Origin of the sequence: Gorillibacterium timonense, assembly GCF_001457415.1 — a bacterium.
Classification (GTDB): domain Bacteria; phylum Bacillota; class Bacilli; order Paenibacillales; family NBRC-103111; genus Gorillibacterium; species Gorillibacterium timonense.
Genome location: NZ_LN881724.1, coordinates 2,082,136 through 2,107,416, shown reverse-complemented (window position 1 = coordinate 2,107,416; position 25,281 = coordinate 2,082,136). Strand labels below are relative to the sequence as shown.

At 53.9% G+C, this 25,281-nt stretch carries 24 protein-coding genes; 22 read left to right on the top strand and 2 right to left on the bottom strand.

The window, feature by feature from the left end; genetic code table 11:
* Positions 1-60: 60 nt before the first annotated feature.
* Entirely contained in the window at positions 61-1,077 is a 1,017-nt protein-coding gene (locus BN2684_RS22305) for a LacI family DNA-binding transcriptional regulator (RefSeq protein WP_058304275.1), read from the bottom strand.
* Between the two features lie 221 nt (positions 1,078-1,298).
* Between BN2684_RS22305 and BN2684_RS22300 the strand changes: the two genes are divergently transcribed.
* The 5 genes from BN2684_RS22300 (at position 1,299) to BN2684_RS22280 (ending at position 5,689) form a co-directional block, all read left to right on the top strand.
* Positions 1,299-2,351 (top strand): 2,3-butanediol dehydrogenase, encoded by a 1,053-nt coding sequence (locus tag BN2684_RS22300; RefSeq protein WP_058304274.1) that lies wholly within the window; start codon positions 1,299-1,301, stop codon positions 2,349-2,351.
* A gap of 187 nt (positions 2,352-2,538) precedes the next feature.
* The gene (locus BN2684_RS22295) at positions 2,539-3,270 is read left to right on the top strand and encodes a ZIP family metal transporter (protein ID WP_058304273.1); all 732 of its coding nucleotides are present in this window, start codon (positions 2,539-2,541) and stop codon (positions 3,268-3,270) included.
* A 122-nt stretch (positions 3,271-3,392) separates the two neighbouring features.
* The gene (locus BN2684_RS22290) at positions 3,393-3,920 is read left to right on the top strand and encodes an SRPBCC domain-containing protein (protein ID WP_058304272.1); all 528 of its coding nucleotides are present in this window, start codon (positions 3,393-3,395) and stop codon (positions 3,918-3,920) included.
* A 146-nt stretch (positions 3,921-4,066) separates the two neighbouring features.
* On the top strand, positions 4,067-4,588 hold the full coding sequence (locus BN2684_RS22285) for a TetR/AcrR family transcriptional regulator (RefSeq protein ID WP_058304271.1): 522 nt from the start codon (positions 4,067-4,069) through the stop codon (positions 4,586-4,588).
* Between the two features lie 126 nt (positions 4,589-4,714).
* Positions 4,715-5,689: an NAD-dependent epimerase/dehydratase family protein gene (locus BN2684_RS22280; protein ID WP_187385795.1), complete on the top strand. Its 975-nt coding sequence runs from the start codon at positions 4,715-4,717 to the stop codon at positions 5,687-5,689.
* 132 nt (positions 5,690-5,821) lie between these two features.
* On the opposite strand, the gene BN2684_RS22275 is transcribed toward BN2684_RS22280, so the two are convergent.
* Positions 5,822-6,880, bottom strand: a complete 1,059-nt coding sequence (locus BN2684_RS22275; protein WP_058304269.1) for an AI-2E family transporter — start codon at positions 6,878-6,880, stop codon at positions 5,822-5,824.
* 163 nt (positions 6,881-7,043) lie between these two features.
* Here BN2684_RS22275 and BN2684_RS22270 point away from each other — a divergent pair, with 163 nt between their 5' ends.
* The 17 genes from BN2684_RS22270 (at position 7,044) to BN2684_RS22195 (ending at position 25,271) form a co-directional block, all read left to right on the top strand.
* Positions 7,044-7,730 carry a hypothetical protein gene (locus tag BN2684_RS22270; protein WP_148450052.1) on the top strand — a complete coding sequence of 229 codons (687 nt, stop codon included), beginning with the start codon at positions 7,044-7,046 and terminating at the stop codon, positions 7,728-7,730.
* Positions 7,731-8,138: 408 nt separating this feature from the next.
* A complete protein-coding gene (locus tag BN2684_RS22265) occupies positions 8,139-8,789 on the top strand; it encodes a response regulator transcription factor (protein WP_058304267.1) in 651 nt (216 codons plus the stop codon).
* 236 nt (positions 8,790-9,025) lie between these two features.
* A complete protein-coding gene (locus BN2684_RS22260; protein ID WP_159065830.1) occupies positions 9,026-9,292 on the top strand; it encodes an acyl carrier protein in 267 nt (88 codons plus the stop codon).
* A gap of 4 nt (positions 9,293-9,296) precedes the next feature.
* Positions 9,297-10,307, top strand: coding sequence for an ABC transporter ATP-binding protein (locus BN2684_RS22255; protein WP_058304265.1), 1,011 nt, complete (start codon positions 9,297-9,299; stop codon positions 10,305-10,307).
* Positions 10,279-11,070, top strand: a complete 792-nt coding sequence (locus BN2684_RS22250; RefSeq protein ID WP_058304264.1) for an ABC transporter permease — start codon at positions 10,279-10,281, stop codon at positions 11,068-11,070. Before BN2684_RS22255 ends, BN2684_RS22250 begins: the two co-directional genes overlap by 29 nt.
* Before the next feature lie 3 nt (positions 11,071-11,073).
* Positions 11,074-11,907, top strand: coding sequence for an ABC transporter permease (locus BN2684_RS22245; RefSeq protein ID WP_058304263.1), 834 nt, complete (start codon positions 11,074-11,076; stop codon positions 11,905-11,907).
* 43 nt (positions 11,908-11,950) lie between these two features.
* Positions 11,951-13,543, top strand: a complete 1,593-nt coding sequence (locus BN2684_RS22240) for a bifunctional metallophosphatase/5'-nucleotidase (protein ID WP_058304686.1) — start codon at positions 11,951-11,953, stop codon at positions 13,541-13,543.
* 45 nt (positions 13,544-13,588) lie between these two features.
* Positions 13,589-13,849: an acyl carrier protein gene (locus BN2684_RS22235; RefSeq protein WP_199825333.1), complete on the top strand. Its 261-nt coding sequence runs from the start codon at positions 13,589-13,591 to the stop codon at positions 13,847-13,849.
* Positions 13,850-14,992 (top strand): BtrH N-terminal domain-containing protein, encoded by a 1,143-nt coding sequence (locus BN2684_RS22230; protein ID WP_058304262.1) that lies wholly within the window; start codon positions 13,850-13,852, stop codon positions 14,990-14,992.
* A 150-nt stretch (positions 14,993-15,142) separates the two neighbouring features.
* Entirely contained in the window at positions 15,143-16,666 is a 1,524-nt protein-coding gene (locus BN2684_RS22225; protein WP_058304261.1) for a class I adenylate-forming enzyme family protein, read from the top strand.
* A 117-nt stretch (positions 16,667-16,783) separates the two neighbouring features.
* On the top strand, positions 16,784-17,623 hold the full coding sequence (locus BN2684_RS22220; protein ID WP_199825332.1) for a nucleotidyltransferase domain-containing protein: 840 nt from the start codon (positions 16,784-16,786) through the stop codon (positions 17,621-17,623).
* A gap of 39 nt (positions 17,624-17,662) precedes the next feature.
* Positions 17,663-17,929 (top strand): hypothetical protein, encoded by a 267-nt coding sequence (locus BN2684_RS24795; RefSeq protein ID WP_199825331.1) that lies wholly within the window; start codon positions 17,663-17,665, stop codon positions 17,927-17,929.
* Positions 17,926-19,077, top strand: coding sequence for a glycosyltransferase family protein (locus BN2684_RS22215; protein WP_187385794.1), 1,152 nt, complete (start codon positions 17,926-17,928; stop codon positions 19,075-19,077). The genes BN2684_RS24795 and BN2684_RS22215 overlap by 4 nt, the downstream gene beginning before the upstream one ends.
* Before the next feature lie 59 nt (positions 19,078-19,136).
* Positions 19,137-19,865 (top strand): dTMP kinase, encoded by a 729-nt coding sequence (locus BN2684_RS22210; protein WP_058304260.1) that lies wholly within the window; start codon positions 19,137-19,139, stop codon positions 19,863-19,865.
* A 39-nt stretch (positions 19,866-19,904) separates the two neighbouring features.
* Positions 19,905-22,547, top strand: coding sequence for a hypothetical protein (locus BN2684_RS22205; protein WP_058304259.1), 2,643 nt, complete (start codon positions 19,905-19,907; stop codon positions 22,545-22,547).
* Positions 22,544-23,932: a type III PLP-dependent enzyme gene (locus tag BN2684_RS22200; protein WP_234340301.1), complete on the top strand. Its 1,389-nt coding sequence runs from the start codon at positions 22,544-22,546 to the stop codon at positions 23,930-23,932. Before BN2684_RS22205 ends, BN2684_RS22200 begins: the two co-directional genes overlap by 4 nt.
* A complete protein-coding gene (locus BN2684_RS22195) occupies positions 23,925-25,271 on the top strand; it encodes a preATP grasp domain-containing protein (protein ID WP_058304258.1) in 1,347 nt (448 codons plus the stop codon). The genes BN2684_RS22200 and BN2684_RS22195 overlap by 8 nt, the downstream gene beginning before the upstream one ends.
* Positions 25,272-25,281 lie beyond the last annotated feature (10 nt).

The window sequence follows — 25,281 nt, the reverse complement described above, 5'->3', positions numbered from 1 at the left end:
TCCAGGCCGTTAAGACCTGAACGCCTTTTTCCATGGATGAACAGGAGATAGGTTTTAGCTTCAGACACGCACTACAGAAAGGCTTGATTGCCGGACGATCAGCCGAGGCTCCAGCTGCACGGTCTCGTATTCGCGCTGCGGGTTCTCGACGATGCGCTTCAAGAGCAGCTCGGTGGCAAGGCTGGCGGCTTCGGCTCCCATGATCGACACGGAGCTGACCTGAGGTTCGATGAGGGTCGTCATCGGATTATTGTCGATTCCGACGACGGCGATATCCTCCGGCACGCGAATGCCCAGCTTCTTAAACCGATTGATGAGGCCGATGGCGACCATATCATTGGCTGCGTAAATGGCATCCGGCCTGTTCTCCAGTCCAAGGAAGGAATCGGCGGCTCGTTCTCCCATTTGAGTCGATAATTCTTCATCGAGGAAGACGAGGGCTTCATCCGCTGCGGTTAAGGATTCCTCGTAGGCGATATACCGATCTTCAATCAGCTTTTTGGATGGGCCGGCGTAAGCGATCCTCGTCCGTCCGATACCGTGGAGATGGTCCATCACCAGCTTGCCCTCCATCCGGGATAAACGGACGATATCCGCTTTCATTCCATCATGTAGCCGCTTACCATAATTCAGAATGGAGACGGGGAGCGGGCAATTGTTGATCAGGGCGCTCAAGGTTTTAGGATAAGCCAAAGGCATGATCAATACCCCATCTACATGAAGTCGGTTGATGTCGCGGATCGTGTCCAGCTCGGCTCTCGGATTGCCGGAGGTGTTGATCTGGATGACCCGGTAATCGTACTGCTTGGCTGTCTGTTCGACAGACCAGGCGATATCCGGAATGATGGCATTGCGAATGTCAGGAACGGCAAGCGCGATTTGCTTGGTCTGCCGGATCTTCAAGCTCTGGGCGGCCGTGTTCGGGGAAAACCCCATCTCTTCAATGATCTTAAGAATGCGGACGCGCGTTTCGGGGTTGATTTCCCCGGAGTTATTGATAGCCCTGGATACGGTCGCTATTCCGACTTGGGCCTTCTTGGCTACATCTCCAATGGTGATCTTGCGTTTGTCCTTCATAGGAACGTCCTTTCGATCCGATCTCATTACCTCTACGATACCATAACCCAAGCGGCGGGAGAATGGTGAAGGGAAAAATTGTATACAAGCTTTTTTCACAATTTCCGGTTCATTTTCTTAATTGGAACGCATCTTTATTGACAATGGTTCGTGCGTGTGCGAGTATTGATTCCGGAAACGATTCCGGTAATGCAACTATAAGCAAATGGGAGATGGACAGAATGCGAGCATTGAGATGGCATAATGTAAAAGACTTGCGGTTGGAATCCATTGAAGTGCCCACAACGCTACAAGGACAAGTGAAGATCCGCGTTGAGTGGTGCGGAATTTGCGGCAGCGACCTTCACGAGTATGTGGCTGGTCCGATCTTTATTCCCCAAGGCACAGCGCATCCGCTTACGGGTGAGCAGGCTCCGATCACGATGGGCCATGAATTTTCCGGTGAAATTATCGAGCTCGGTGAAGGTGTGAAGGAATTTGCTCTCGGCGATCGGGTTGTTGTGGAACCGATCTTCTCCTGCGGCACATGCGAGGCTTGCAAGCAGGGCAAATACAACCTCTGCGAAAAAATGGGCTTTCTCGGATTGGCGGGAGGCGGGGGAGGATTCTCCGAATACGTTTCCGTAAACGCTGATATGGTTCATAAAATTCCAGATTCGTTATCCTTTGAACAAGGGGCATTGGTCGAACCATCTGCTGTTGCACTTCATGCCGTTCGTCAAAGCCAATTGAAGGTCGGCGACAAGGCAGCGGTTTTTGGCGCAGGTCCAATCGGCTTGTTGGTCATTGAAGCGTTGAGAGCTTCCGGAGCTTCGGAGATCTATGTCATCGAGCTGTCGGAGGAGCGCAAGGCGAAGGCGGAAGAGCTTGGCGCCATTGTCCTCGATCCGAAGCAATTCGATGTTGTACAAGAACTGCAAACCCGAACGAACGGCGGCGTGGATGTCGCTTATGAGGTGACCGGAGTTCCGGTCGTTCTCACGCAAGCGATCAGCTCCACCAAATTGGGCGGACAGATCATGATCGTCAGCATTTTCGAAAAAGGCGCGACGATTATGCCAAACGACATCGTGCTGAAGGAACGCAATATGACCGGGATTATCGGTTACCGCGACGTTTTCCCTGCCGTCCTCTCTTTGATGGAGAAGGGCTTCTTCTCGGCGGACAAGCTAGTCACGAAGAAGATCCAATTGGACGAAGTCGTGGAACAAGGATTCGAGGCCTTGCTCAAGGAAAAAAATCAAGTGAAAATCCTCGTTTCGCCTCGACTGTAAGCTGTCGGCAGCAGTCAATCATTCTTAATAGGCTAATGGATGTCAGCATTTATTTGGCTGGTATCCATTAGCTTTTTTTGTCCAACCGGAACCAGGTCATCTGGACAAGATCCAATCTCTTCATCTTTTTCAGGTTGCGCTCATAGGATGGACGAGAGAGCATGTCCGTCCGGAAGGGAGCCAATCGATGAATGAAATTTTGCTTGGCAGCTCAGCCACAGCGTTGTGTACGGCACTCGGAGCATGTCCGGCCCTGCTGTTCACCCGGGTAACTCATCGCGGCAAGGACATTCTGCTGGCCTTTACCGCGGGAATCATGGTCGCCGCTTCGACTTACGGTCTCATTCCGTCCGCCTTGAAGCTGTCCAATCTGGCCGTTTTGACGGCCGGGATTCTGTTCGGAACAGCCGTTCTGATGCTACTGGAACGCGTGCTTCCTCATCAGGATCCGCGGCATTCCGGCTCCGGGAGCGTATCGCACAACGGGGCCTTGCTCTTTATGTCCGCCATGATGCTCCACAATCTCCCAGAAGGGCTGTCCGTCGGGATCAGTTACGGGAGCTTGGAAGGAAGCCTCAGCAGCATCGTCGCCTTGAGCATCGGGCTGCAAAACTTGCCCGAAGGATTTCTGATTGCCCTGTTCCTGCTTACTCAAGGCTTTCGGAGAAGAGCAGCTTTGCTGGCATCGGCTGCGACCGGGATCGTCGAGCTTGTCTTTTGCTTGATCGGATATATCTTCTCGCATCGTTTTCTGGGTATCGTCCCTTATGGACTCGCATTTGCGGCAGGTGCGATGCTGTTCGTCGTCTACAAGGAGCTGATCCCTGAAAGTCATGGGGACGGCAATGAGCGGGCTGCGACCTTTTCTTTTATCATTGGCTTGCTGGTGATGATCGGACTTACGCACGGGTTGAAATGACTCCCTACAATTGATAGCGGTACTCGTACCGGAAATACTCCAAGGCCTAGGCTTGTGCTATAGTAGAGACATCCCGGCAAGATTGCCGCGATAATCTCAACTTGATTGAGGAGGCCTGGCCGATGACGATTCCCACTTCTGACGAATCCATGAAATCCTGGGTAGAGGAAGAACGTTTTCTCGTATTGGAACGAACATTTGACGCTCCGCGACAGCTCGTCTTCTCCTGCTTTTCCGAAGCGAATCATTTGAAGGAATGGTGGGGACCCCGAGGCTGGGATCTCCCGGTATGCAAGGTCGATTTTCGGCCTGAAGGGGTATGGCACTACTGTATGAAATGCATAGACGAGGGCATGGGGGAGTTCTATGGCATGGAATCCTGGGGCAAGGCAATCTATCGGGAAATCGAGGCTCCGGAGCGGATCGTCTATACGGATTATTTCTCGGACGAAGAGGGCAATACGGCTGAAGGCATGCCGGACACGCTGATCACGCTGCAATTTGAGGATTCCTCCGGCAAGACGCGGGTCATGAATCGCGCCGAATTCGAGTCGGGGGAAGCGCTGAATACTGTATTGGAGATGGGGATGCTCCAAGGAATAACGGAAACGTGGGACAGGCTGGCCGAGCACCTGGAGAAGGTTAAATAAGGAGAGGGATAAGGAATTCGTATCCCATTTCCATGCGTTGGGGCTCCATAACTTGGAGCCTCTTTATGTTGCGACGGCAAAAATGATCCGATATACTGAATGAGTTATTGATGAATCACTTTTCATGAAGAGGGGTGGAAACGAGAATGGCAAAAGCTGCAGGAACATCTGTAAATCGGAAGGCGGACATCATTTCGGCTGCAATCGAGGTTTTTGCAGAAGTCGGGTATTATCGCGCGACAACGGCTCTGGTTGCTCAGAGGGCTCAAATCTCACAACCCTATATTTTTCGCTTCTTTGCGACGAAGGAAGCCTTATTGCTATCCGCGCTGGAGGTGTCCTGGTCAAGAATGCTTCAAGCGTTCCGGCAAGTTGTCGAATCGGCTTCTCCAGAGCAACTGGAAATCGGATTGATTCAAGCCTACGAAGAAATTATGGGCATGCATCAGAAAGAAGTCTTGCTGCAGATGCAGGCCCAGACGATCGGGGAAGAAGCGATACGAACAACGATGCGCGAGGGGTTTCGCGAGGTTCGGCAAATGGTTCTGGATGCTTTTCGGAGAGCTCAAATACCCAATCCGGAGGAGCGGACATTGCTGTTCCTCGCTCGAGGGATGCTCTGCAATGTGTCGATGGCATTGGATTTACCGGAATTGAACGAGAAGTAGGATGGTTTTAAACCACCTTCTTCTTTGGTCATTCGATTTTGGTTATTGACTAATCAATCACGACTGAGTATAGTGAAATTATGTTAGTGATTGATCAATTACAAATGATGAAGGGCGGAGCTGCTTATGCAAAAAGCGATCGTAATTGGTGCGGCGGGAGGCACGGGCGCTGCAATCACCGAGGAGCTAGTGAATCGTGGCATTCCAACCATAGCCTTCGGTCGGTCTTCTCGGAAGTTGGAGGAGTTGAAGAGCAGATTGGGTCATCCCAAGCAGTTGACGATTGCTCTCGGAGATGCTTTTCGTCAGGATGATCTGATCGCAGCAGCGAATGAGGTCGATGTCTTCTTTCATTGTGCGAACGTCCCTTACCATGAGATGGTAAATAAGCTCATCCCTTTAGGCGAGTCGGTTATGGAAGCGGCGGATCGATTGGGCAGCAAGGTGGTCGCCATTGACGGGATCTATCCATACGGAAGAAGGAAGATGGAGAGAGCGACCGAAGAGCATCCCAAGGAACCGAACACGAGGAAGGGAAGAATTCGACTTGATTATGAACGGATGCTGTTCGACAGCCGTTGGCAACGAGCTGCGGTCATGATCGTTCGCTTGCCGGATTATTACGGACCAACCGCGAATGACGCTTCTTATCTAGGTTCCACGCTTGAGGCGATCGCGGCCGGTAAACCCGCTTTCTTCATCGGCAATACACGCGTTCCCCGCGAATATGTATACCTGCCCGATGCGGCAAGGATGATTATCGAGCTGGCAGACAGAGAAGCTGCTTATGGGCAGAACTGGCATATTCCAGGCTCCGGGCTTGTCTCCGGCAAGGAGATTATCCGAATCGCACAAAAGGCAAGCGGAAGCCGGCGCCCCGTTCTTCCGTTGGGAAGAGTTGGCCTGTCTTTGTTAGGCATCGGGCTGCCGGTTATGAAGGAGGTTGTGGAGATGCTCTACTTGACCGAAGAGCCGTTCGTTTTGAGCGGGGAGAAGTACGAGCGTTTCATTGGTCCGATTCCGAGGACGGATTTCGAAGAGGGGATCGCCGCCACGATTCGAGAACGGATGGAAAGAAAGGCCAAACAGCGGCAAGTTTAGTTATTGATCAATAAATCACTAATGATGGGATGGAGTGTAGGAACGGAATTAATAAAAAGAAAGCCAGAAGGACGCTGAGCCTTCTGGCTTTTCTATGCTATTCATGACGATTATCCTTCTAGCACTCTTAAGTTATTCATTGGTTTTCTTTAGTGGATCAATCGGTTCGAGTTCTTCCGGGTCCAACGGATCCAAAGGCTGATTCACATCCAGCAGATCCAACAGGAACATGAAGATGGGAATGCCGATGATTAATCCCCAAATGCCCATATAATGCTGCGAAATGATGAGCACAATGAAGGTGTAGAACATCGGCAGCTTCGTTTTGTGCGCGTACAGCCGCGGATTGAGGAAGTAGGTTTCCAGCGCATGGATGACCAGGATCATCACGACGGCCCAAATGACGGTTGGATACCCGCCGATCTGGTACCCGATGATACCGATGGGGATGAAGGAGATGACCACCCCGGCAACCGGGATCAAGCTGAGCAGGAAGACCAGTGCGCTCAGGGCGACCAGATAAGGAAAGCCCAAGAGGATAAGGCCGATCATCGTCAGGATGGTATTGAAGACGGCGATCAAGAGCTGAACCTCGATGACCTTGCCGAACGAAGCGACGAATTTGCGACCGTAATATTCAAACTCTCCATACAGCCAGCTGATCTTGCTAGTGCGGAATTTTTCGGTGAAGGCCGAGATGCTGTGCTTCTGCAGGAGGTAGAAAAAGCTGAGGATGATGACCATCAGAATGATCTCCAGCCATTTGCCAAGCAGCTTGATGTAGGTCACAACGTTGCCCAAATAAGCTTCATAGTTGATCTTTTCGAGGAGAGTGTTCAGCTTTTGCAGTGTCTCGTCATTCTGGGAGTTATCCAGGAAACGGGTGATGTTGTTGATCAGATCGGCGACCTGACCCACGATCCGCGGCACGTAATTGAAGATGGCCGAAAGGAGTCCGGCGACCAGCAAAATATACAGCAGGACGGTAACCAGAGTATTCGAGACGGGGAAAAATCGGTTTAGCTTGCGGACGACGAAATTCTGCAGTCTCCCCATGACGAAGGTGACGACGAAGAGAAGCAGCAGAAGGTTCAGCAGATGGCGGACGCTGTACAGCAGTAAACAAGCAAGTAAAACAAAGGTGATGCGTTTCACAATCGGATGGGCAAAAAATTTCTGGATGGCTTCCACTTGTTTCCCTCATTTAGGTAGGATCGTTCTCTTTATTTTATCCCGTTTGGTTCGCCCATTCAATCTTTTTCTGGCTTCAATACTTCCCGACCAAGCGGCCCACAGAGGATGTTTCTATTCCTATCGGGTTCCCTTTATACTGGGATACAGGGAGGGAGAGACCTTGACTAGAAGATGTGTCATCGTCATCGGACTATTATTGTCGCTGACTATACTTGCCGGATGCTCAAACGGGACGATGCATCTCACGGTAAACCGCAATGGAAGCATCGATCTTTCGGCTGAGCTGCTGCTAAACTCGAAGGTGAAAAAGCTTGTAGGGGACAAGCTGGAAGAACAACTGGCGAGCCGTCTGGAAGGCTCTGGAATCGAGCTTAAGGAGATTCCGGATGGACAGTCGACTCGGTATCAATTCACGAAGACGTACTCCTCTTTCGAATCGATCCAATCTGCTGAGGGTCTTGATCTGGCCGACACGAATGTCCAAGTGACAAAGAACTGGCTGTATACAAAGTACGACATCCATGTTCAACCGAAAATGGATGCTTATGTCGATCAATCGCTGGGGATCGCGGGCACGAATCTTTTGTCCCAATCGGTTATCCGCCTGCTGATGAAGGGGCTTGCATTCGACTTCAAATTAACCCTGCCCTATAATCTGTACGGTGCCAACAATGCGGACGAACAATCCGGCCGTACTTTGACTTGGCATGTCGCACTCCAGGATTCCAATCCGATTCAGTTGGCTCTCTATGTTCCGAATATCCGCAACGATCTGATTACGGCAGGAGGTTTGGTTCTGATTCTCGGAATCGGCGTAATCGGGTTCGTGCGTTATCGGAAGCGATAGGACCTTTGGCTAGGCCGCCGTCTCAGGAAAGAGCGGTAACTTGAGGCCGTTTGTACTTATGGATAGACGATGAATGGTAACATTTGACATGCGAAATGTCAAAAGGGTTGACCGACAAGCTGCGAAACGTGACTTGTTGGCCAACCCTTTTGTTTACTTAGTCGTCCGATGGCATGGAAAATGAACCCATATGGAAAGAAAGACAGTTTTCTTGTCTTTTTATCATCTATCTAAAAGGCAATATATGTCATTCTTCTCTATAATAGAGATGGATGTCCAATCCTTGGGCAAAACCAGGTAAGAGTCGCTAGCCACCATAATAGGCATGGTTGTATAACTGATGCGGAACGGAGAGTGCGAACCGAGTTTGAGCAGGAGCCATTTCAATGAACAGGGAGGCTAAGGATTATGATCAAGGTGGTATTGGCGGAAAACCGAAAGATAATGCGGGAAGGAATCCGATTGATTCTTGAAAAAGATACGGATCTCTGCGTGATCGGTGCGGCTGCTTCTCTTGAGAATGCATTCCTTTTGTGCGAAAGGGAGAAACCGGATATCCTGCTGATGAATGCCGAACTCACCGAAGGGATGACAAGCGATCGGGATTGGCGCATGATGCCCCATCCGAATACCAAGACGATCCTGTTGTCGAATACGCACGACGAGGAGAAGATCGCTTGGGGAATACAGCGGGGAGCAACGGGGAGCGTCTGCTGGGAGATCGATCCGACGGAGCTCGTCATGACGGTAAAAATCGTCGCCATGGGGCTGAGCGTCATCCAAGGACATACGCTGCAAAGCATCGTTCGCAGCCTGAACGGCACAACGGACTCTTCACCTTCACTTGACAAGCCAGAAGTGACATACCCCCTGACCAAGCGGGAGACCGAGGTCATCCGCGAGATCAAGCTGGGCAAGGAAAACCGTGAGATCGCCCGCAGCTTGTACCTTTCGGAAGGAACGGTCAAGAACACCATTTCCTCCATCTTGAAAAAGCTGAATCTGAAAACGCGAGTCCAGCTCGCCATCTTTGCCGTGGAGCATGATATCGGGGCGTAACGAGCAGTGAGTCTGATTACCTATACCATATTATGGAAGAGGACGCAAAGCCAGAAGGTTTGGCAATGCGTCCTTCTTTTTGTCCATCTTGCCATGCAGGTTGGATGGGGAGTTGGTGACGGTCGGCATCTGGGGCAATCATGCAGATTGCGGTATTTTTATACCATCAACAAGAAACGGCACCGTGTAGCAAAGTCGTGCAGAAATCGGGGAACGGGAAAGGAGTGAAGCGAAATTTGGATATTCGAGACAAAATCTGTGAGATTGTTGCGATGGTATTCCGAGTAGAGCCGCAAAATGTCAAAACCCGTTCGGACGATGAGCCGCTGGGGGTTCTTGGCCTTGACTCGCTCAATTGTATGGACATCGTCGTCAATCTGGAGGAAGAGTTCGGCATTGTGTTTGAAGATGAAGAGCTTCTCCTGGACAGTCTGAACACGGTCAAGAAGCTGCGGTTGATCGTGGAGACCAAGCAGGCCCTTCTATCGACGGGAGGCGGTTGAGAGCATGGCAGCTATTCAGATACAGGAGCTGGTGAAGGAATATCGCGTTAGCGTCCGCTCCAAAGGCATCGCAGGAGCGGTCAAAAGCTTGCTGATACCGGAATTCAAGCATGTCCGCGCGGTGGACGGTATCAGCTTCGCGATCGAGAAGGGAGAGACGGTCGGCTTCATCGGCCCGAACGGCGCCGGCAAATCGACGACGGTCAAGATGCTGACCGGCATCCTGTCTCCTACCTCCGGAAGCATAGAAGTATGCGGCATGAACCCGGAAAAGGAACGGAAGCGGATCGCGGCCCGCATGGGCGTCGTCTTCGGGCAGAAGACCCAGCTCTGGTGGGATCTGCCGGTGCTCGATACGTACGAGTTACTCAAGCACATCTACAAGATTCCGAAGCCGGTGTACATGCGGAATTTGGACATGTTCAGCGAGCTGCTCGGGCTTCAGGACTTTATCAAGACTCCGGTGCGGCAGTTGAGCCTCGGGCAGAAGATGCGGGCGGATATTGCGGCGGCGCTCTTGCACGATCCAGAGATTATCTTCTTCGACGAGCCGACCATCGGGCTCGACGTGGTCGCCAAGGAGAAGATCCGGGAGTTCTTGCGTTACGTGAATCGGGAGAAGCAGACGACGATGCTCTTCACGACGCATGACATGGATGATATCGAACAGACCTGCAAAAGGCTGATCATCATCGATCACGGAAGCAAGATCTATGACGGTTCCATGGACGCGATCAAAGCGGCATACGGAAAGGAACGAATCCTCGCTGTGGAATTCGCCGAGAAGGTGGAACCGTTAAGTTATCCAGGGGTTGAGACCGTGGATCGGCAGGGCAGCAAGCTGTGGTTGAAGTTCCGCAAGGACGAAATTCAAGTTTCCCAGCTGATCAACCGCTTGTCGCAGAGCTATAGCATCGTGGATTTGACGGTGCAGGAGCCCGACATCGAAGCGCTCATCCGGGAAATTTACCTTGGGGGGATCCGGATTGAGCCGAGCTTATCTGGAGTTGGCTAAGAAGTCCTTTCAGAACAACCTGGTCTACCGCGCCGAATATATCGCCGGGGTGCTGAACGCCATCGTCATGATTTTCGTCAACATTTCGATATGGCGGGCAATTTACGAAGAAGAGGGAGCTCTCGAAGGGCTGCAGTTCAAGATGATGGCGACATACGTTGTGCTCTCCTTTCTGCTGCAGACCCTGTATGTGATGGATGAATATTTTATCGAGGTGAAGGTGCGAAGCGGACTGATCTCCTCCGATCTCTTAAAGCCGATCAGCTTCCGGATGTTCGTCTTCTCTAACACGCTCGGTACGCTCGTCTTCCGTCTCTTGCTTCAACTGAGCCCGGCTCTGCTGTTGTCGATCATTTTGTTTCAAATGCTGCCGCCGTTTTCCGTGCAGATGGCACTCTATTTCGCCGTCAGCGCCTTGCTCGGCTTCCTGGTGCTGTACAACTTGAACTTCCTCGTCTGGATCAGCTCCTTCTGGTTCTACTGGACGTTCAGCCTCGTCACGATTAAGGATGCGGCGGTGTTGATCTTCTCCGGCGCGTTGATTCCCGTTTGGTTCATGCCGGAGTGGCTCGCCGATTTCGTCCAAGCCACCCCGTTTGCCTCGATCTATTCCACGCCGATCCAGATCTATCTCGGCATGATCCCCGAGGATGAAATTGTGACGGGCATGCTTCGACAACTGGCTTGGGTATTGATTCTGGGCTTGGCCGGGATTGTACTGTGGCATAGGGCTTCCCGCAAGCTGAGCGTACAGGGGGGATGAGCCGTGCCTAAGCATACTCTGGCCGAAAAAGCGGCTCTGCTGTTCCGCTATTCGCAGCTCAATATGAAGCTGGTGCTGGAATACAAGCTGAACCGCAGCTTGATCGCCATCGCGATCTTTTGCCGGGAGATGATCAGCGTGGTCGTCATGCTGCTGATTCTTCTGAGGTTCCTCCACATCCGCGGCTGGGATTTGAACGAGCTGCTGTTTCTCTACAGCTTTCTCTTCCTCAGCTACAGCCTGTTCGTCTTCTTGTTCGCGGGTATTCGGGATTTTGACGGCATGGTGCATTCCGGAGAGTTTGACCGCCTGCTGACGCGGCCAGTCGGGCTCATGTTCCAGATCGTAGCGGCGCGCATCGATTTCTCCGCCACAATCGGCCATGGGGTCGTCGGTGTACTGCTTTTCATGAACACAGCCTTCTCGGTCGGTATCGATTGGACCTGGAAGAACGCCTTGTACTATGTCCTCGTGATCATCGGAGGCACCTTGATTCAGGCATCTCTATTTTTACTGTCAGCCTGCTTCAGCTTCTGGGCGATCAAGACGGAGAACGTGCGCAATTTGCTGTTTTTCAATTCCCGGCGCATCGCGGGGTACCCGATCACCTTCTATCCGGTTTTCATTCAGAAGCTGTTGATCTTTGCGGTTCCTTTTTCATTCGTTAATTTTTTTCCGGCTCAGTATTTCCTGCGCAAAAGCGATTTCGCGCCTTTTTGGGAGGGTTACCTTTATCTGACCCCGGTTGTCGGAATCCTGATGTTCATCCTGGTGTATCTGATTTGGCGCAGAGGGGTCCGCAGCTACACGAGCACAGGCAATTCCATGTATGGCTGAGGACGGGCGCTCATGCCCGATCAAGCGGAAGGCAGGTTGGTACATGAACGCGAAGGCGACCAAACGCTCCTACACTCCGATTCTGGTGTTGACGGTATTGCTGTTAGGAGTCATCGGCTATCTGACCTATCGGTTTGCACCTCTTGAGGACTGGAAGCTGAAGGCCGGTTTTTATGACGACAAGCTAGCGGTCATCAACACGGCGGACATCCACGGAAACATTGTCTATAACGAAGTGAATGGAGGCTACTACACCCTTGACGAGGTAAATGTGGAAATGGGCATGCCCCTCATGAAGGGGGTAGCCGACGAGCTTCGCGCGAAAAACAAGAATTCCCTGTTTCTCGATAGTGGAGACATGTTCCACGGTACGAATGAAGCGAATGTCGATGAAGCGAAGGGCATCGTCGAAGTGGCGAATATGATGGGCTATGATGCCATGGTCGCCGGGAACCACGATTTCGATTTCGGCTTCAAGCGCATGCTGGAGATCAAGCAGGAGCTGAACTATCCCATTCTGTCCGGCAATACGTTCTACAAAGGGGAGCATGCGTTTCCTTCCTATATCATCAAGGAAAAAGGGGGCCTCAAGATCGGCATCTTCGGTCTGACCGTCCCGGATTCCCTGTCGAACATGAACGTGTTCGGAGAACCGGATGTCTCCTTCACTGAACCGGAGGCGGAAGCCCGCAAGATTGTAGCCGAGCTCCAGGAACAAGGCGTGAACGCCATCGTGTTCGTTTCTCACTTGGGCGACGATCTGGACAAGGAGCTCGTGAGCAAGGTGCCCGGCATCGACCTGGTGCTCTGCGGCCACCACCACTGGCTGTACAAGAAGGCGGAGAAGATCGGCGACACCTATCTCGTTGAAGCCGGTTCGTACAGCACGCATGTCGGTTTGGCCGAGCTGTACTTCAAGAACGGCAAGGTCAAGCATGTCGAATGGTCCATCCATCAATCCAAGGATGTGTCCAAGGAAGACAAAGCCGTTGCCGCCGTCGCGGAGAAGTACCATGCCATCGCTCTCGAGAAGGGCAAAGCGGTTGTCGGTCATTCGAAAGTCGAGCTGGACGGAATGCGGACACATGTCCGGACGGAGGAAACTAATCTCGCCAATCTGATCACGGACGCCATGCGCGAGGAGGGCAAGGCGGACCTTGCGCTGCTGAACGGAGGAGGTATTCGCGAGAGCATAAGCAAGGGAGACATCACGCTCTATGATGTCGGCAAGCCGCTGCCCTTCGTCAACTCCTTGATGACCGTCGAAGTGGAGGGGGAGAAGATCTACGAGGCTATTGAGCGCGGGCTTCGGGCTTGGCCTTACGGCTCCAGCAACGGCGGCTTCCTGCAGGTATCGGGGATTGCCTATACCTTTGACGGCTCCAAGCCGGCAGGCAAGCGGCTGGTCAGCGTCACGATGAACGACCAGCCGCTCGACAAGGAGAAGAAATACAAGGTAGCCACGAACGACTATTTGGTCACCGGGGGCGACAACTTCACCGAGTTCGAGAATGCGAAGCGGCTCAGCAAGGGCGCACTTCTGCGCGACGTGCTCGCAGCTTACTTGAAGGAAAAGGGGACGGTCTCTCCTGAAACGGAAGGACGCATCACCGTAACGAATAAGCGATACAAATAGACGTTTGACCATGACGATTGACCATGAATGAAGGAGGAAGAACGCATGACCATGAGCAAAGAACAGGTGGAACAACAGGTATGCGAGATCATCGCGAGTTTTGCACCGCTTGGAGGGGAAGGCATCCGGCCTGATGCGAATCTGCGCGAGACCTACGGTGTGGATTCCCTGGTGCTGGTGGAGCTGCTCGTGGAGATCGAGGAGGCGTTCGGCATTCTCTTCGACAGCAGTTCGTTAACCGATGAGTTCTTCTCGACGGCGGGCGTTATCGCTACTTATGTCAGCGGGAAGCTGGAGGCGGCTTGAATGGAGGCGAGCGGCCAAGCGATTCCGAAGCGGCGAGTGCTTGAGGATGTTCCGCGCTATTACGAGCCTTATGTCAACGACTGCTTCTATAACGCTTACGGCGCTTTGCTGCAGCGCAAAGGAATCAATCCCGCCTTGGCTTTGGCGGATTACCTGTCGTTCATGTATGACCCGGACAGCGAATACATCGGAGTGAACTTTCTAAACCATGCCTCGGCCACCTTCTATTTCACGGAAGAAGAGCTGAACTCTTCGATGGCCTATGGTTATTTGCCAGCAACGTCCGCGTACCTAGAGGGGAAGGCCGTCTCAGCGGTTGATGCCGAGCATTTCCAAATCCGGCTGTATACGCACGAGGATCCTCAAGTGGCTCATGATCGGCTGAAGCAGCTGATCGACGAAGGGGAAGCGGTGATCGTCGTTGTCAATCTGTACGAAATCAGTTATCACCGCGCCTACAAGCAGCAGCATGGCGTCCATGCCGTCGTGATAACCGGCTATGACTTGGAAGAGGGCGTGTATTACCTGTTCGACAAATATACGATGTCGAGCAGTGATTTTGACGGTACCCTTCCGATAGAGGAAGTTGTCGCAGGGCGGACTACACCGAGCGTGACGGTTAATCCGGTGAGCGGAACCACGGTGCGCCCCATGGAGAACCTCTGGATGGAGCTCCATCTGCATCCGTCCTTCCGGTTGACTGAGCTTCTCGCGAAGGAGCTGGTGCTCGGAAGCTGCCGAAGAATGAGGGGGGAGGAAGAGGTGCTCGGTCAAGTCTGCGGGTTTCGTGCGCTGGATGCTTTCATCACGGCACTCCATGCCAAGCTTGAAAAACCGATCGAGCAGGAGGATCGGAATCAATTCCGGTTCTATTACAATTCTGCATGGAAGTCGGTCGCCCGCCAACGCAAACGGTTCCTCGCATTCCTAACGGCTGCCCGGACGGAGTTTGGCTGGTCGTTGGAGGAGTCCGCAGAAGAATGCCTCAAGGAAGCCTCCATGCGGTATGACATCGTCGCCAATCTCGCCTTAAAGTTTGGCTTGACGGGCAAGCCTCAACTTCTTGTGGACATGGCGGAGCAGCTCGTTCTGGCCCGGGAAGCGGAGGAGCGCCTGGTCGCTTGGCTGGAGACGCTGGCGTAGTTACCAGCAGCAATACCAATGGGGACTCCCTAGTACGTTGTCGACCTCACAACGAAGGTATCCACATCCGGTTTCCATGCGGATCGACGCCGCGCTCACGCTTCATATTCTTACGGAGAAGGATGACAACGCAAGAGGAGGAGTTTGCACATGAAGAAGGCGAATTCGCCCTGGGAGCTATTTGTGGAGAGCTGCGGGAAATACAGGCAAGAACTGGTCTTGATCTACAACGACCGAACTTACAGCTATGAAGAGATCTATGAACAGGCGGTTCGCTTCTCGGAGCTGATCGGGAAGTGGAGCTTTCGGATGGGCGGCGTTTATCTCCCCAATTGTCCCGCTTTTCTCATCAGTATGCTGGGCCTGAACGCAAGCGGGAAAGTGTTCGTCTCCTTGTCGTATCAGTTCAAGGGAGATGCACTGATCGAGCTCTTGGATTACGCAGATGTGGAACTGCTGATCACCGATACGAAGGGCTGGGAAGCGATCAGGGATCGGTCCGACTCCCACAATGTCCGCGTCGTTCTTGAAGTACAGGCGGACGAAACCTTCCGCGTCCATGAAGTGCCGGACAAGCTTCCGCGGCCGCTTCCGGAGCTCGGGGCCGACACCTTCGGCATCTGCTTTACGTCAGGTTCCACTGCGCGGCCGAAAGGAATTCTTCTCTCCAATCGCGCCGTGGTCGGAAATGCTTGCGCCATTGCTGAACGCTTGGATTTTCAAGAAGGTGACCGCACGATTCTTCCCCGATCGCTCGCGCAGGCGAGTCCCATTGCGGGAGATGTCTTTATGGCGATCAGCCGGGGCGGTGCGATCATCCTGATGAACAACGTCTTTCACCCGGCGATCTTCCTGAAAGCCATTCAGGATCACGGAGCGAACCAGTTCTATATCGTACGGACCATGCTGCTGCAGATGCTCGAGTATCCCGGACTTAAATCCTATGACCTTCATTCGCTCAAGCGAATCTTGATCGGCGGCATGATCAATCCGATTGGCATCTATCAGGAAGCAGCTCGTTGTGCGCCAGAGGCTAAGGTGTATAACGCTTATGGCGCCTCGGAAGCGGTAGCCCGCGTCACTCTCGGGTTGCATGACGAAGTGATCAACCTGCCTTGGGTGATCGGCAAACCGATCGACGGCTGCTCGATCAAGATTCTCCGCGAAGACGGAACCGAAGCGGAGGTTGACGAGATCGGGGAGCTGTTTATTCAGAGTGATTACCTCATGGATGGCTATTACAAGCAGGAACAGGCCACCCGCGAGGTGCTTACTCCGAACGGCCTGCGTGTGAAGGACATTGGGTACCGGGATGCGGAAGGACGATTTTATGTGCTGAGCCGCAGCGACGACATGATCTCGCAGGGAGGCAGCCGCGCATACCCAGCGGACATCGAGGAGGTTCTGCTGCGGCACGAAGCCATCAGCGAAGCCGTGGTACTCGGCGTTGAGGACCGTAAGCTTGGGCAGCGGATCGTCGCTTTTGTCTGTTTGAAAGAGGGTCGTCAGGCGGCAAGTGCGGAGCTGTTCCGGTGGTGCGCCGCGCAATTAGAGGACCGCAAGGTGCCAAAGGAAATTCACATCGTCGCGAGCATTCCACGCAATGTCATCGGCAAGATCAACAAGAAGGAAGTCAAAGCGATGTACGATAGCCTGCTGCAGACGGGCAGTTAATCGGCTTTGAGGCTGAACGACCCGAAATCGGCATCCGTTTTGTGATAAACGATGAAGATAAACCGTCAGAATGAACAGCTGCTCGGCAATAAACTCTTGATGAGGAGGGCTATTGATATGAATAGACGGGAACTGTCTTTGGAGCGTCAACTGATTCTGATGGCTTCGGTGGAGATTGACGAGAACGAGAGGGAACAGCTGGAGAAAATCCTCGCTTCGCCGCTTGATTGGTCGGAGGTCGTCTATCAGATGATCACGCACCGCACCCTTAACATGCTGACCTACAATCTCAAGAAATTCGGCCTATTCGAACAGCTCGAGGGAGAGCTGAAGCGTGTTTTGAACCTGCAATGGGCGGCATACCGTGAGCGGAATGGCTTCTACGCCGCCAAGCTGACTGAAATCCTCCACGCTTTTGCCGAAAAGGAGCTTGTCCTGACGGTCCTGAAGGGAAATCTTCTCGTGAATACCGTCTATCCGTCCCTGGAGACGCGCACCTTCAACGACCTGGATTTCCTGATGCAGCTGGAGGATGTGAACCGGGTGACGGATGTGCTCGAAGGCTTGGGGTATGTCCAAGGTGAGTATGCGGCGGACCGTCACGAGATCCATGTATCTTCGCGTAAAGCCAAAATGGTCCATCAGATGACAACTCACGAAATTCAGGAGTTCATCCAGCTCTGCGACAATCCGTTCGCTTCCGTTGTGGAGGTGGATGTCAATCACGATATCCTCTGGCGCGGAAATTGCCCTTACAAAGTACCGACGCGGGAGCTAATCAGCCGTGCCGTTCCGATCAATCTATACGGTGCAAAGGGATACCGACTGGACCATGCCGACAACCTGATCCAACTGTGCTGCCATCTGTACAAGGAAGCGGTGCTCATGGTGTGGATCTCCAGCCTCAAGGATTTGAAGCTGTACAAGTTCGCAGACCTGTACATGTACATCCGCTAATTTGCCGCAGAGATCGACTGGGAGCTATTTACGGAGCGGGTGAAGCATTACCAATTGGAAAAGGTCGTTTCCTACAACTTCCACTATATCGGCCTGATGTTCCCGCAGATCGTTCCCGAGAGCATTGCGAAGGCCTTCGCACCAGATGATCTGACCTATCTGGATCAATATGCAATTGAGAACGAAGAGCCGTCCGTTTGGGAATACGATTTCTTCACCCGGCTGTTCGATGTGAACCGAATCCTGAGCGTTGATGGTAACGCGGCAGACAATTTCAAGCGTTTTCAGACGGTGAAATCCAGTTGAGGACCGAAGGGGCAGATGAGTCGGCGGTCATCACGGTCTTGTGCTCCGGTTTCGGGCTCGGGCTTTATATTCCCGGCCTGCTCATCGCCGACCGTCTTCGGTCTCTTGGACGGAAAACGGTTGTCGAGGTATTCGAGACGGCCATTCAAGCGGATAAGCAGGAAGGAATCCTTCGCAGCAAGCAGGCCTGCCACCGCAGCTTCGCAGTAGCCAAGATGTCCGCGCGCATGCCGATGGATATTGCGAAGAGCGTGGATCCCGAAGCGGTTGAACGACTGATAGGCGAATGGGAGGCGGAGGACCGCCGGCATTTCCTGCTGCTCTCCGGGCATTGGCTGCATATCGTCAACCACTACCGGCAGCGCAGAAGCCCCGTTGAGATTCATGCGGATATCCTCTATGTGGACGGAGGGTTGCCGCCTTCCTGGGAGAGCGTCCGCCACTACGAACCGGATTATGCTCGACATTACGGAGAACTCCGCCTGTACGACACTGAACGGGCGGAACTGCTCCACCCGATTCAAGTCGGCTGCACGCGGCCCGTTCCTTACGGGGATAGGCTAAACCGCTGCCTGATTCACGGCGGAGGCTGGGGGATGGGAACCTACCGGACGAAGATCCCCGAGCTTCGCGAGCACGGCTTTGAGCTTGACCTCGTCGCATACGAGCATGGGGAAGAGAAGGAAGCAGCCCCCGGCGACCGCGTGTTCCGAATCGATCCGGATTGGTCTCCATGGCTGAGGAATGCGGAGGATCACTTTACGTTTCCGCCCTTCGGCCGAATCCATGAAGACGGGACTGCCGATTACCGCATCGGTAGCGATCATCATGGGCTCTTCGATATCGCCTCCCGGGTGAAGGCGATTATCGGCAAGCCGGGCGCCGGGACCATGATCGATTCACTTGGCTCCGCGACTCCGTTGGTGCTGCTGGAGCCGTTCGGCGAGCATGAGAAGCGGAATGCCGAGTTATGGGAAGCCTTGGGCTTCGGCATCTCTTATGAGAAATGGAAGGAATCAGGGTTCTCCGATGAGCCATTAATCCGCTTGTATGAGCGGCTGGCCGCTGCGCGCGAATCCAAACCCGATCTGGCTTTGGCTTACTCCCGCCGGTTGGCAGGAGGAGTGATCCAGCCAAAGCACGTTTAGGGAGGGTCCGTCCTCCGTCGCACTCGGCCTATTACCTATAGAGGGACAGGGGGGGGAATGTGAAAGGAAAAGCGAGGAAAGCTCGCGCGACGGGCTGCCTGATCGTATTCGAGGGAGTGAGCGGTTCCGGCAAAAGCGAGGGAATCAACCGGTTAACACGCGAGCTTGTAAATCGGGGAGTGACGGTTTCCGTCGCGGAATGGAATGCCAATCCGGTTATTCGCAGGCTCGTCCGGATTCTGGACGTCTGTCGGATCATGAACCCTGCTGTATACAGCCTTCTTCAATGGATCGGATTTCATCGGAGCTATCAGACCCTCATGAAACCCCGCCTGAAGCGGGGAGAAGTGGTTATTGCCGATCGGTACATCTATACGGGCATGGCCCGAGACAACGTAAACGGCGCTGCTGGGTGGATCGGACGGCCTTGGTACACAGGGGCGCCGCTGCCTGATTTGATCGTCTTCTGCGATACTCCTCCTGCCGTCTGCTTCCATCGGATCGCCTTACGAGGTAAAGCGCTGTATCATCCGAGCCGCAAGTATCAGCTCACTGCGGAGCCCCATAAAGAGCTGCTCTATTTGGAAAACATGCGGGAGTGTTATTTGAAGCTGTTTGCGGAGGCTTCGGGAAAGGGCCAGCCACCTCCGCGAATCGTTCAGGATTTCACTGCGGCCGAGGTGCTGGGAGACGTATGGGCGCTCATCGAGCGCAAGCAGAGCTGGGCCGCTTCCCGTGAAATCGCCACTACGGCTGATCGGCAGGAGCAGGCTGCCGATCATCGTTGAAAATCGGTTCTAGCTTTCCTAAGCGAAGGAGGACAGACGATGGCATTGACCGAGTTTTTGGAGAAATTGCTGACGACGGTTCATTTACCGGTTACCTTCGGTCCCCACGATCCCGTTTCGCTCTCCCGTTGGCTGGTCCGAGCCGTGACCAAGCCGGCGTCCCGTTCTTGGGGGGATAAGCCTTACCTCGACGAGTCCGGTCGAATTCTGCTCACGGCTGAAGCGAATCTGCTCGCTGGCAGCGAGCTGGAAGACAATTGGAGCTATTACAATTCCGATATCATCGGTTCGTTTCAGGAGCCGAACGAGCCGAGCAAACGGTTCGAGCGCAGGCCCGACCGTTACCTCTACGCCGTCACCAACATGTACAGCCCTTCGCCTGTGGAGATGCTTCTGTATGTCATTACCTTCCTGCCATCTCCGCTGAGGCTGTGGATTAACGGCGAGCCGATCATCCTCGCGAGCGAGGATTGGGTTGTGAAGGACCTCCTTGTTCGCGTCCGGTTAAAGCAAGGTAATAATCCGATTCTGGTTGAGCTGCCACTGGGTCTGCGTTATCCGCTCACATCCCAGGAGTTCCTCCTTCGCTTTCAGCCCCTCGCCAGACTGGAGAGGGAAAAGGATGCCTATGCTTATCTGGATTGGGAGCGATTCGAGGGAATGAAGCGGAGCTTGGTCCTGTATCCGGAGAAATGGAAGGTCGCTCCAGGAGAACTGCTGCGGATAACCGTCGTTCCCCGCTATGCTGGAGTCGGCCATACCGGGAAACCGATCGAGGTGATTCTGGAGACCCGATCCGGCGAGCGGCTTACTTCCGAAACTGCCCAAGTCGGAAGCGTCTGCGCACTCGCCATTCCGAAGACGGCGTCAGGCGTGCTCGTTCTGAAGGCGCGTGGTGCAGGACTATCCGCGAAAGCGGTTTTCCTGTTCGCAGGCGATGAAGCGGCAATGAGAGAAAAATTGCTTTCCGAAGTCGCGTTAACGACACAGCTATCTGCCGGGGAGGCGGAATCCTTCCGTCAGCTCATGCAGCTGCCGCATGCGTTCGAATCGTTAAATCAGTATATGCCCTATGACATTCGGGAGACCTTGTTGGAGAAGCTGGACGAGATGGAAACCGCGCTCGCAACCAACCGCTTGGCTCTTTCCGCCGCGGCTTCGCGCAGAATTATCCGGTATCGGCTAAGAGAAACAGGCGACGCCTACTTGGCCTATACGGTGCTTTTGCCGGATGGGTACGATCCGGGCAAGAGCTACCCGGGCGTGTTCTTTTTTCACGATGCGATGGCGCGCAATTATCCCGTGGATTTGCCTTGGATCAAGGATCTGTCTCAATCGGAAGCCGTGATCATCCAAATCGTAGGCATCGGACGCAGCAATTATACGGATGATCTTCAGACGGTTCGGACCATCCGGCATGTCGCAGCCGAATGGAAGCTCGACCGGGATCGGCTATATGGCATCGGCTTCTGTACCGGAACGCACAAGACGTACCGGACCGCCTTCGCCGTGCCTGATCTGTTCGCTGCAATCGCATCGGTAGCCGGAGAGATCGCGCTGAACATCCACAAGCCGGAATACGCCTGGCTCGACAATCTCGGCGATATGCCGGTACTCGGCGTCTGCGCTTACGAGAACTGGTTCTTCAACAGCACGCGCCTCATCGATTTGTGGGGCCGACTGCCAGAAGCGCGCACGGCGGTCTACAGCGGATTTATGCACAACGAGCTGAATGCGCTTCATAATTCTCGGGTTTTGCTGAGGCAGCTCCTGACCTTCCAGAAGGACCGCTTTCCGAGATGGATCGCCTTTGCTCCGCCCGATCCCTGCTTTGTGAAGTCGCACTGGGTTCAGATCATCTGGCTCAGTGTTCCTGGTGATTCTACCCGTGTGCAGGCCGATATCCTCTCGTCCGAGAGGATCGAGCTCGAAACTCGGAATATTGATCGGCTCCGGGTAGTGCTGAGTCGAAAAGACCTCGGTTTGGACGAGGATGTGGTGCTCTTCGTGAACGGCTCCGTTTGCAGCATCCATCTAGGTGGGTATACCTCGATTGAACTCGATACATCGAGCGCTGAAGCCCGCATCGTTTCAACCGAGCTTATGACACCAGAAGCATTCGAGAAGTGGTACCAAGACATCCTCATCGACGAGAATCAGATGGGAATGAAACGGATCTACCTGGGCAAATGCGCCGTTGTCCGGCCCGCCGTCCGCAGTTCGCTCTTCAGCAAGCTCGCTTATCTGCTGCAGAATCCAATAAAGGATCGATACATTTTCTACCGGTATGATACTTGCCGGGAGGCGGAGCTCTCGCTGGAGGAACCGGGCGAGCGTCATTTGATCGTGTTAGTGGACGCAAGAGACAAGACACCTTTGCAGCAGAGGCTGCTTAACGACGTAGGGCTGACTGCGGAAGCCTCCGGTATCTGTTGGGGAGAAGAAGCTGTCGAAGGTGAATATTTCGCCATGGTGTGTACGGCAAATCCGTATCGTCCGGATCGTATGGTATTGTTCGCTGTGACCAATACGGACGCTGTGGAAGAGGAGTGGATCGCTCTCTTAAACAGCTTTGATACGAATCCCGTGTTCTATTACAATGCTTTGATCTATCATCGGGGACGGTTGCGGACCGGCTTTGGCGGTTCGGTCGTTCCTGCTGCGGGGGAGGGTGTTCGATGAGGAAGGAAGCGGAAATGCCGGAGGTAGGAACAGACAAGCGGTTGCGGCAGTTCGCCGAACAATATGGAACACCGCTGTATGTCTACGACGGCGATTGGATCGAGCGGCAATACAGGCGGCTCAAGAGCTGCTTGCCGGAACCATTCGAGGTATTCTATTCGGCCAAGTGCAACCCGCTGCTTGGAATCTGCCAGCTGCTTCGGAGGTTGGGCAGCTCCATGGAGATCGCATCGGCTGGCGAGCTGCATGTCGCGCTTGCAGCCGGGTTTCCACCGAGTTCGATCGTCTGGACGAGTCCGGGCAAGACGGAGCGGGAGCTAGCGGCTGCGATCGATAAGGAAATCTACAGCATTAACGTGGAGTCCGTGACGGAAGCGCGGACGATCAGTCGACTAGCCGAAGCCAAGGGAACAACGGTCCGGATCTCGGCGCGAATCAACCCGGATTTCCATGCCGCGGGAGCGGGCTTGAAGATGACCGGCGTTCCGACGCAATTTGGAATCGATCAGGGGACAGCGGAAGCGGCTCTGAAGGAAATCGCGGCGCTTCCGGGTATTGAGCTCATCGGGCTGCATGTCTTCACTGGGTCGCAGGTGCTCGATGCCGGGGTCTTGGCAGAGACGATGGAGCAGATCATCCGCCTCGCCCTGTCTCTTAGCGAAGCCGTCGGAATCCGCCTGCAGTTCCTGGATCTGGGCGGCGGCTTCGGCGTTCCTTATTTCCCAGGCGAGCAGCCCCTGGATTGCGATCTCTTGAAACGAGAGCTTGCCGCCATCTGGTCTCGTTACGCCGAGAGTCTGGCGGGCGTCCGCATTGGCGTGGAGAGCGGGCGCTTCCTGCTCGCGGAAGCAGGCACCTTCTTAACCCGCGTCCTGGATGTCAAAAGCTGCAAGGGAACGAAATTTGCCGTCTGCGACGGTGGATCAAACCAACATGCTGCGAGCGCCTTCCTTGGCAGATACGTCCGCAACAATTTCCCAATGCGGCTGGTTGCGGCTGCGGAGGAGTCAGCCAGCCTTCATGATCACTCAGACGGAAGCGAAGAACGAGTTCTTGCAGCTGCAGGATCCGCCTATAGCTTGCCGGGCGAAGAAGCTAAGGAGGAGCTGACCGTTGTCGGCCCTCTGTGCACCCCAACCGATGTGATCGGGCAGAAGGTCCGCTTGTCTCCTCCCATGCCAGGAGATTTCCTAGCAGTTGAATGCTCGGGGGCTTACGGCTTGACCCACAGTCCGGCGTTATTTCTAAGCCATTCGCTGCCAGCGGAGGTTCTCCATTATGAGGGAGAAGATCACGTTCTGAGAGAAAGGGGGGAAGCGGAAGATTTCCTGCGCGGCCAGAATGGAATCGGCTGCCGGGAGGAAGACCGCGTGATTCATGTCTGATTCGTTCCATTTGATCCGTTGGCTGACGGAGGAACGTTGCAAAGGAATCATCGTCTGGCTGTTTAATATCGGAGCGGAGAGGTTCTGGAACCAGGTACAGCCCGGAATCGTCGATGTGAATGAAGACCGCATTGTAAGCCGGATGGAGGAAATGAATCTGCTGCTCTGCCGAGAACAGGATATCCTTATCCTGCGCGAGGCACCGAACCCGGAGTACTTGGAGCAGCTTCGCGAATGGGGATTCTCTATCCCGCGGATTCTTGTTCCTGCCTCTGGCGACGAACGGGCCGGAATCTCCGAGCTAGTTCTAAGCGATGACGAATTGTTGCAGGAGTTGAAGCGACTGGCGGAGACAGAGGCGGATGTCGCCTTTGTTCCTTACGCGGCAACCCGCTTGGAGGAAGAAATCGCCGAACGCTGCGGCCTGTCCTTATTTTCCGCACCGGCTGCGGTCAACGCGGCTGTCAACGACAAGATCGGCAACCGCGAAATCGCCGAAAGGCTTGGACTCCCCGTCTGCAAGGGGCGGATCTGTGAGAGCGTCGATGAGATTCGCGAGGCCTACATGGCATTAACAACCGGAGAACCGGCGTTTGAGAAGGTGATTATCAAGGAACCGTACGGAGCTTCCGGCAAAGGGTTGTACATCGTCGATTCCCCTGAGAAGCTTCAGACGCTTCTGCTTCGCTTGAACCGATATGCCCGAAGCCATCCCGACGCCCGCTGGCTGGTGGAAGGCTGGTACTCCAAGCTGGCCGACGTCAATTATCAAATCTACGTTTCTCCAGAAGGCGAGACAGAAGTCTTTTCCATCAAGCAGCAGATGCTCCGAGATACGGTGTATATCGGCTCCCGGTTTCCTGTACCTTGGGAAGGTGAAGAGGAACAGTTGTATCGCCGCTTCGGCGAGCAAATTGGACAAAGCCTGCATTCCATCGGCTATACAGGAGTTGCTGGGATCGATTCGATCATCACGGAGCAGGGGGAGATTATCCCTGTCATTGAAATCAACGGGCGGTTTACGCTCTCCACGTACATCTCCTTTCTCACTCGTGTGCTCGGAGAACGAGCGAAATTCATCAGCCGCTATTTCAAGCTCGTCAGCGACGAATCCCTTTCCTACGCTGATGTATGCCGAAGGCTAGAGAGAGGAGGATTGCTTTACAACCGTTCAATCGATGAAGGAGTGTTGGTTTATACCTCAGGCACCCTCCCTCTGAGAGCCGATGAATCCACCGGCAAGTATCATGGACGGCTGTTTGCGTTGGTTATTGCGGAGAATTGGGAGCGCGTGGATGAGTTGAACCGCAAGCTGGAGACGATGGCCGATCGGTTTTGAGATATTCGGA

Coding starts and splice junctions, on each gene's coding strand:
- BN2684_RS22305 (WP_058304275.1), bottom strand. CDS start 1,077: ATGAAGGACAAACGCAAGATCACCATTGGAGATGTAGCCAAGAAGGCC.
- BN2684_RS22300 (WP_058304274.1), top strand. CDS start 1,299: ATGCGAGCATTGAGATGGCATAATGTAAAAGACTTGCGGTTGGAATCC.
- BN2684_RS22295 (WP_058304273.1), top strand. CDS start 2,539: ATGAATGAAATTTTGCTTGGCAGCTCAGCCACAGCGTTGTGTACGGCA.
- BN2684_RS22290 (WP_058304272.1), top strand. CDS start 3,393: ATGACGATTCCCACTTCTGACGAATCCATGAAATCCTGGGTAGAGGAA.
- BN2684_RS22285 (WP_058304271.1), top strand. CDS start 4,067: ATGGCAAAAGCTGCAGGAACATCTGTAAATCGGAAGGCGGACATCATT.
- BN2684_RS22280 (WP_187385795.1), top strand. CDS start 4,715: ATGCAAAAAGCGATCGTAATTGGTGCGGCGGGAGGCACGGGCGCTGCA.
- BN2684_RS22265 (WP_058304267.1), top strand. CDS start 8,139: ATGATCAAGGTGGTATTGGCGGAAAACCGAAAGATAATGCGGGAAGGA.
- BN2684_RS22255 (WP_058304265.1), top strand. CDS start 9,297: ATGGCAGCTATTCAGATACAGGAGCTGGTGAAGGAATATCGCGTTAGC.
- BN2684_RS22240 (WP_058304686.1), top strand. CDS start 11,951: ATGAACGCGAAGGCGACCAAACGCTCCTACACTCCGATTCTGGTGTTG.
- BN2684_RS22235 (WP_199825333.1), top strand. CDS start 13,589: ATGACCATGAGCAAAGAACAGGTGGAACAACAGGTATGCGAGATCATC.
- BN2684_RS22230 (WP_058304262.1), top strand. CDS start 13,850: ATGGAGGCGAGCGGCCAAGCGATTCCGAAGCGGCGAGTGCTTGAGGAT.
- BN2684_RS22225 (WP_058304261.1), top strand. CDS start 15,143: ATGAAGAAGGCGAATTCGCCCTGGGAGCTATTTGTGGAGAGCTGCGGG.
- BN2684_RS22220 (WP_199825332.1), top strand. CDS start 16,784: ATGAATAGACGGGAACTGTCTTTGGAGCGTCAACTGATTCTGATGGCT.
- BN2684_RS22205 (WP_058304259.1), top strand. CDS start 19,905: ATGGCATTGACCGAGTTTTTGGAGAAATTGCTGACGACGGTTCATTTA.
- BN2684_RS22200 (WP_234340301.1), top strand. CDS start 22,544: ATGAGGAAGGAAGCGGAAATGCCGGAGGTAGGAACAGACAAGCGGTTG.
- BN2684_RS22195 (WP_058304258.1), top strand. CDS start 23,925: ATGTCTGATTCGTTCCATTTGATCCGTTGGCTGACGGAGGAACGTTGC.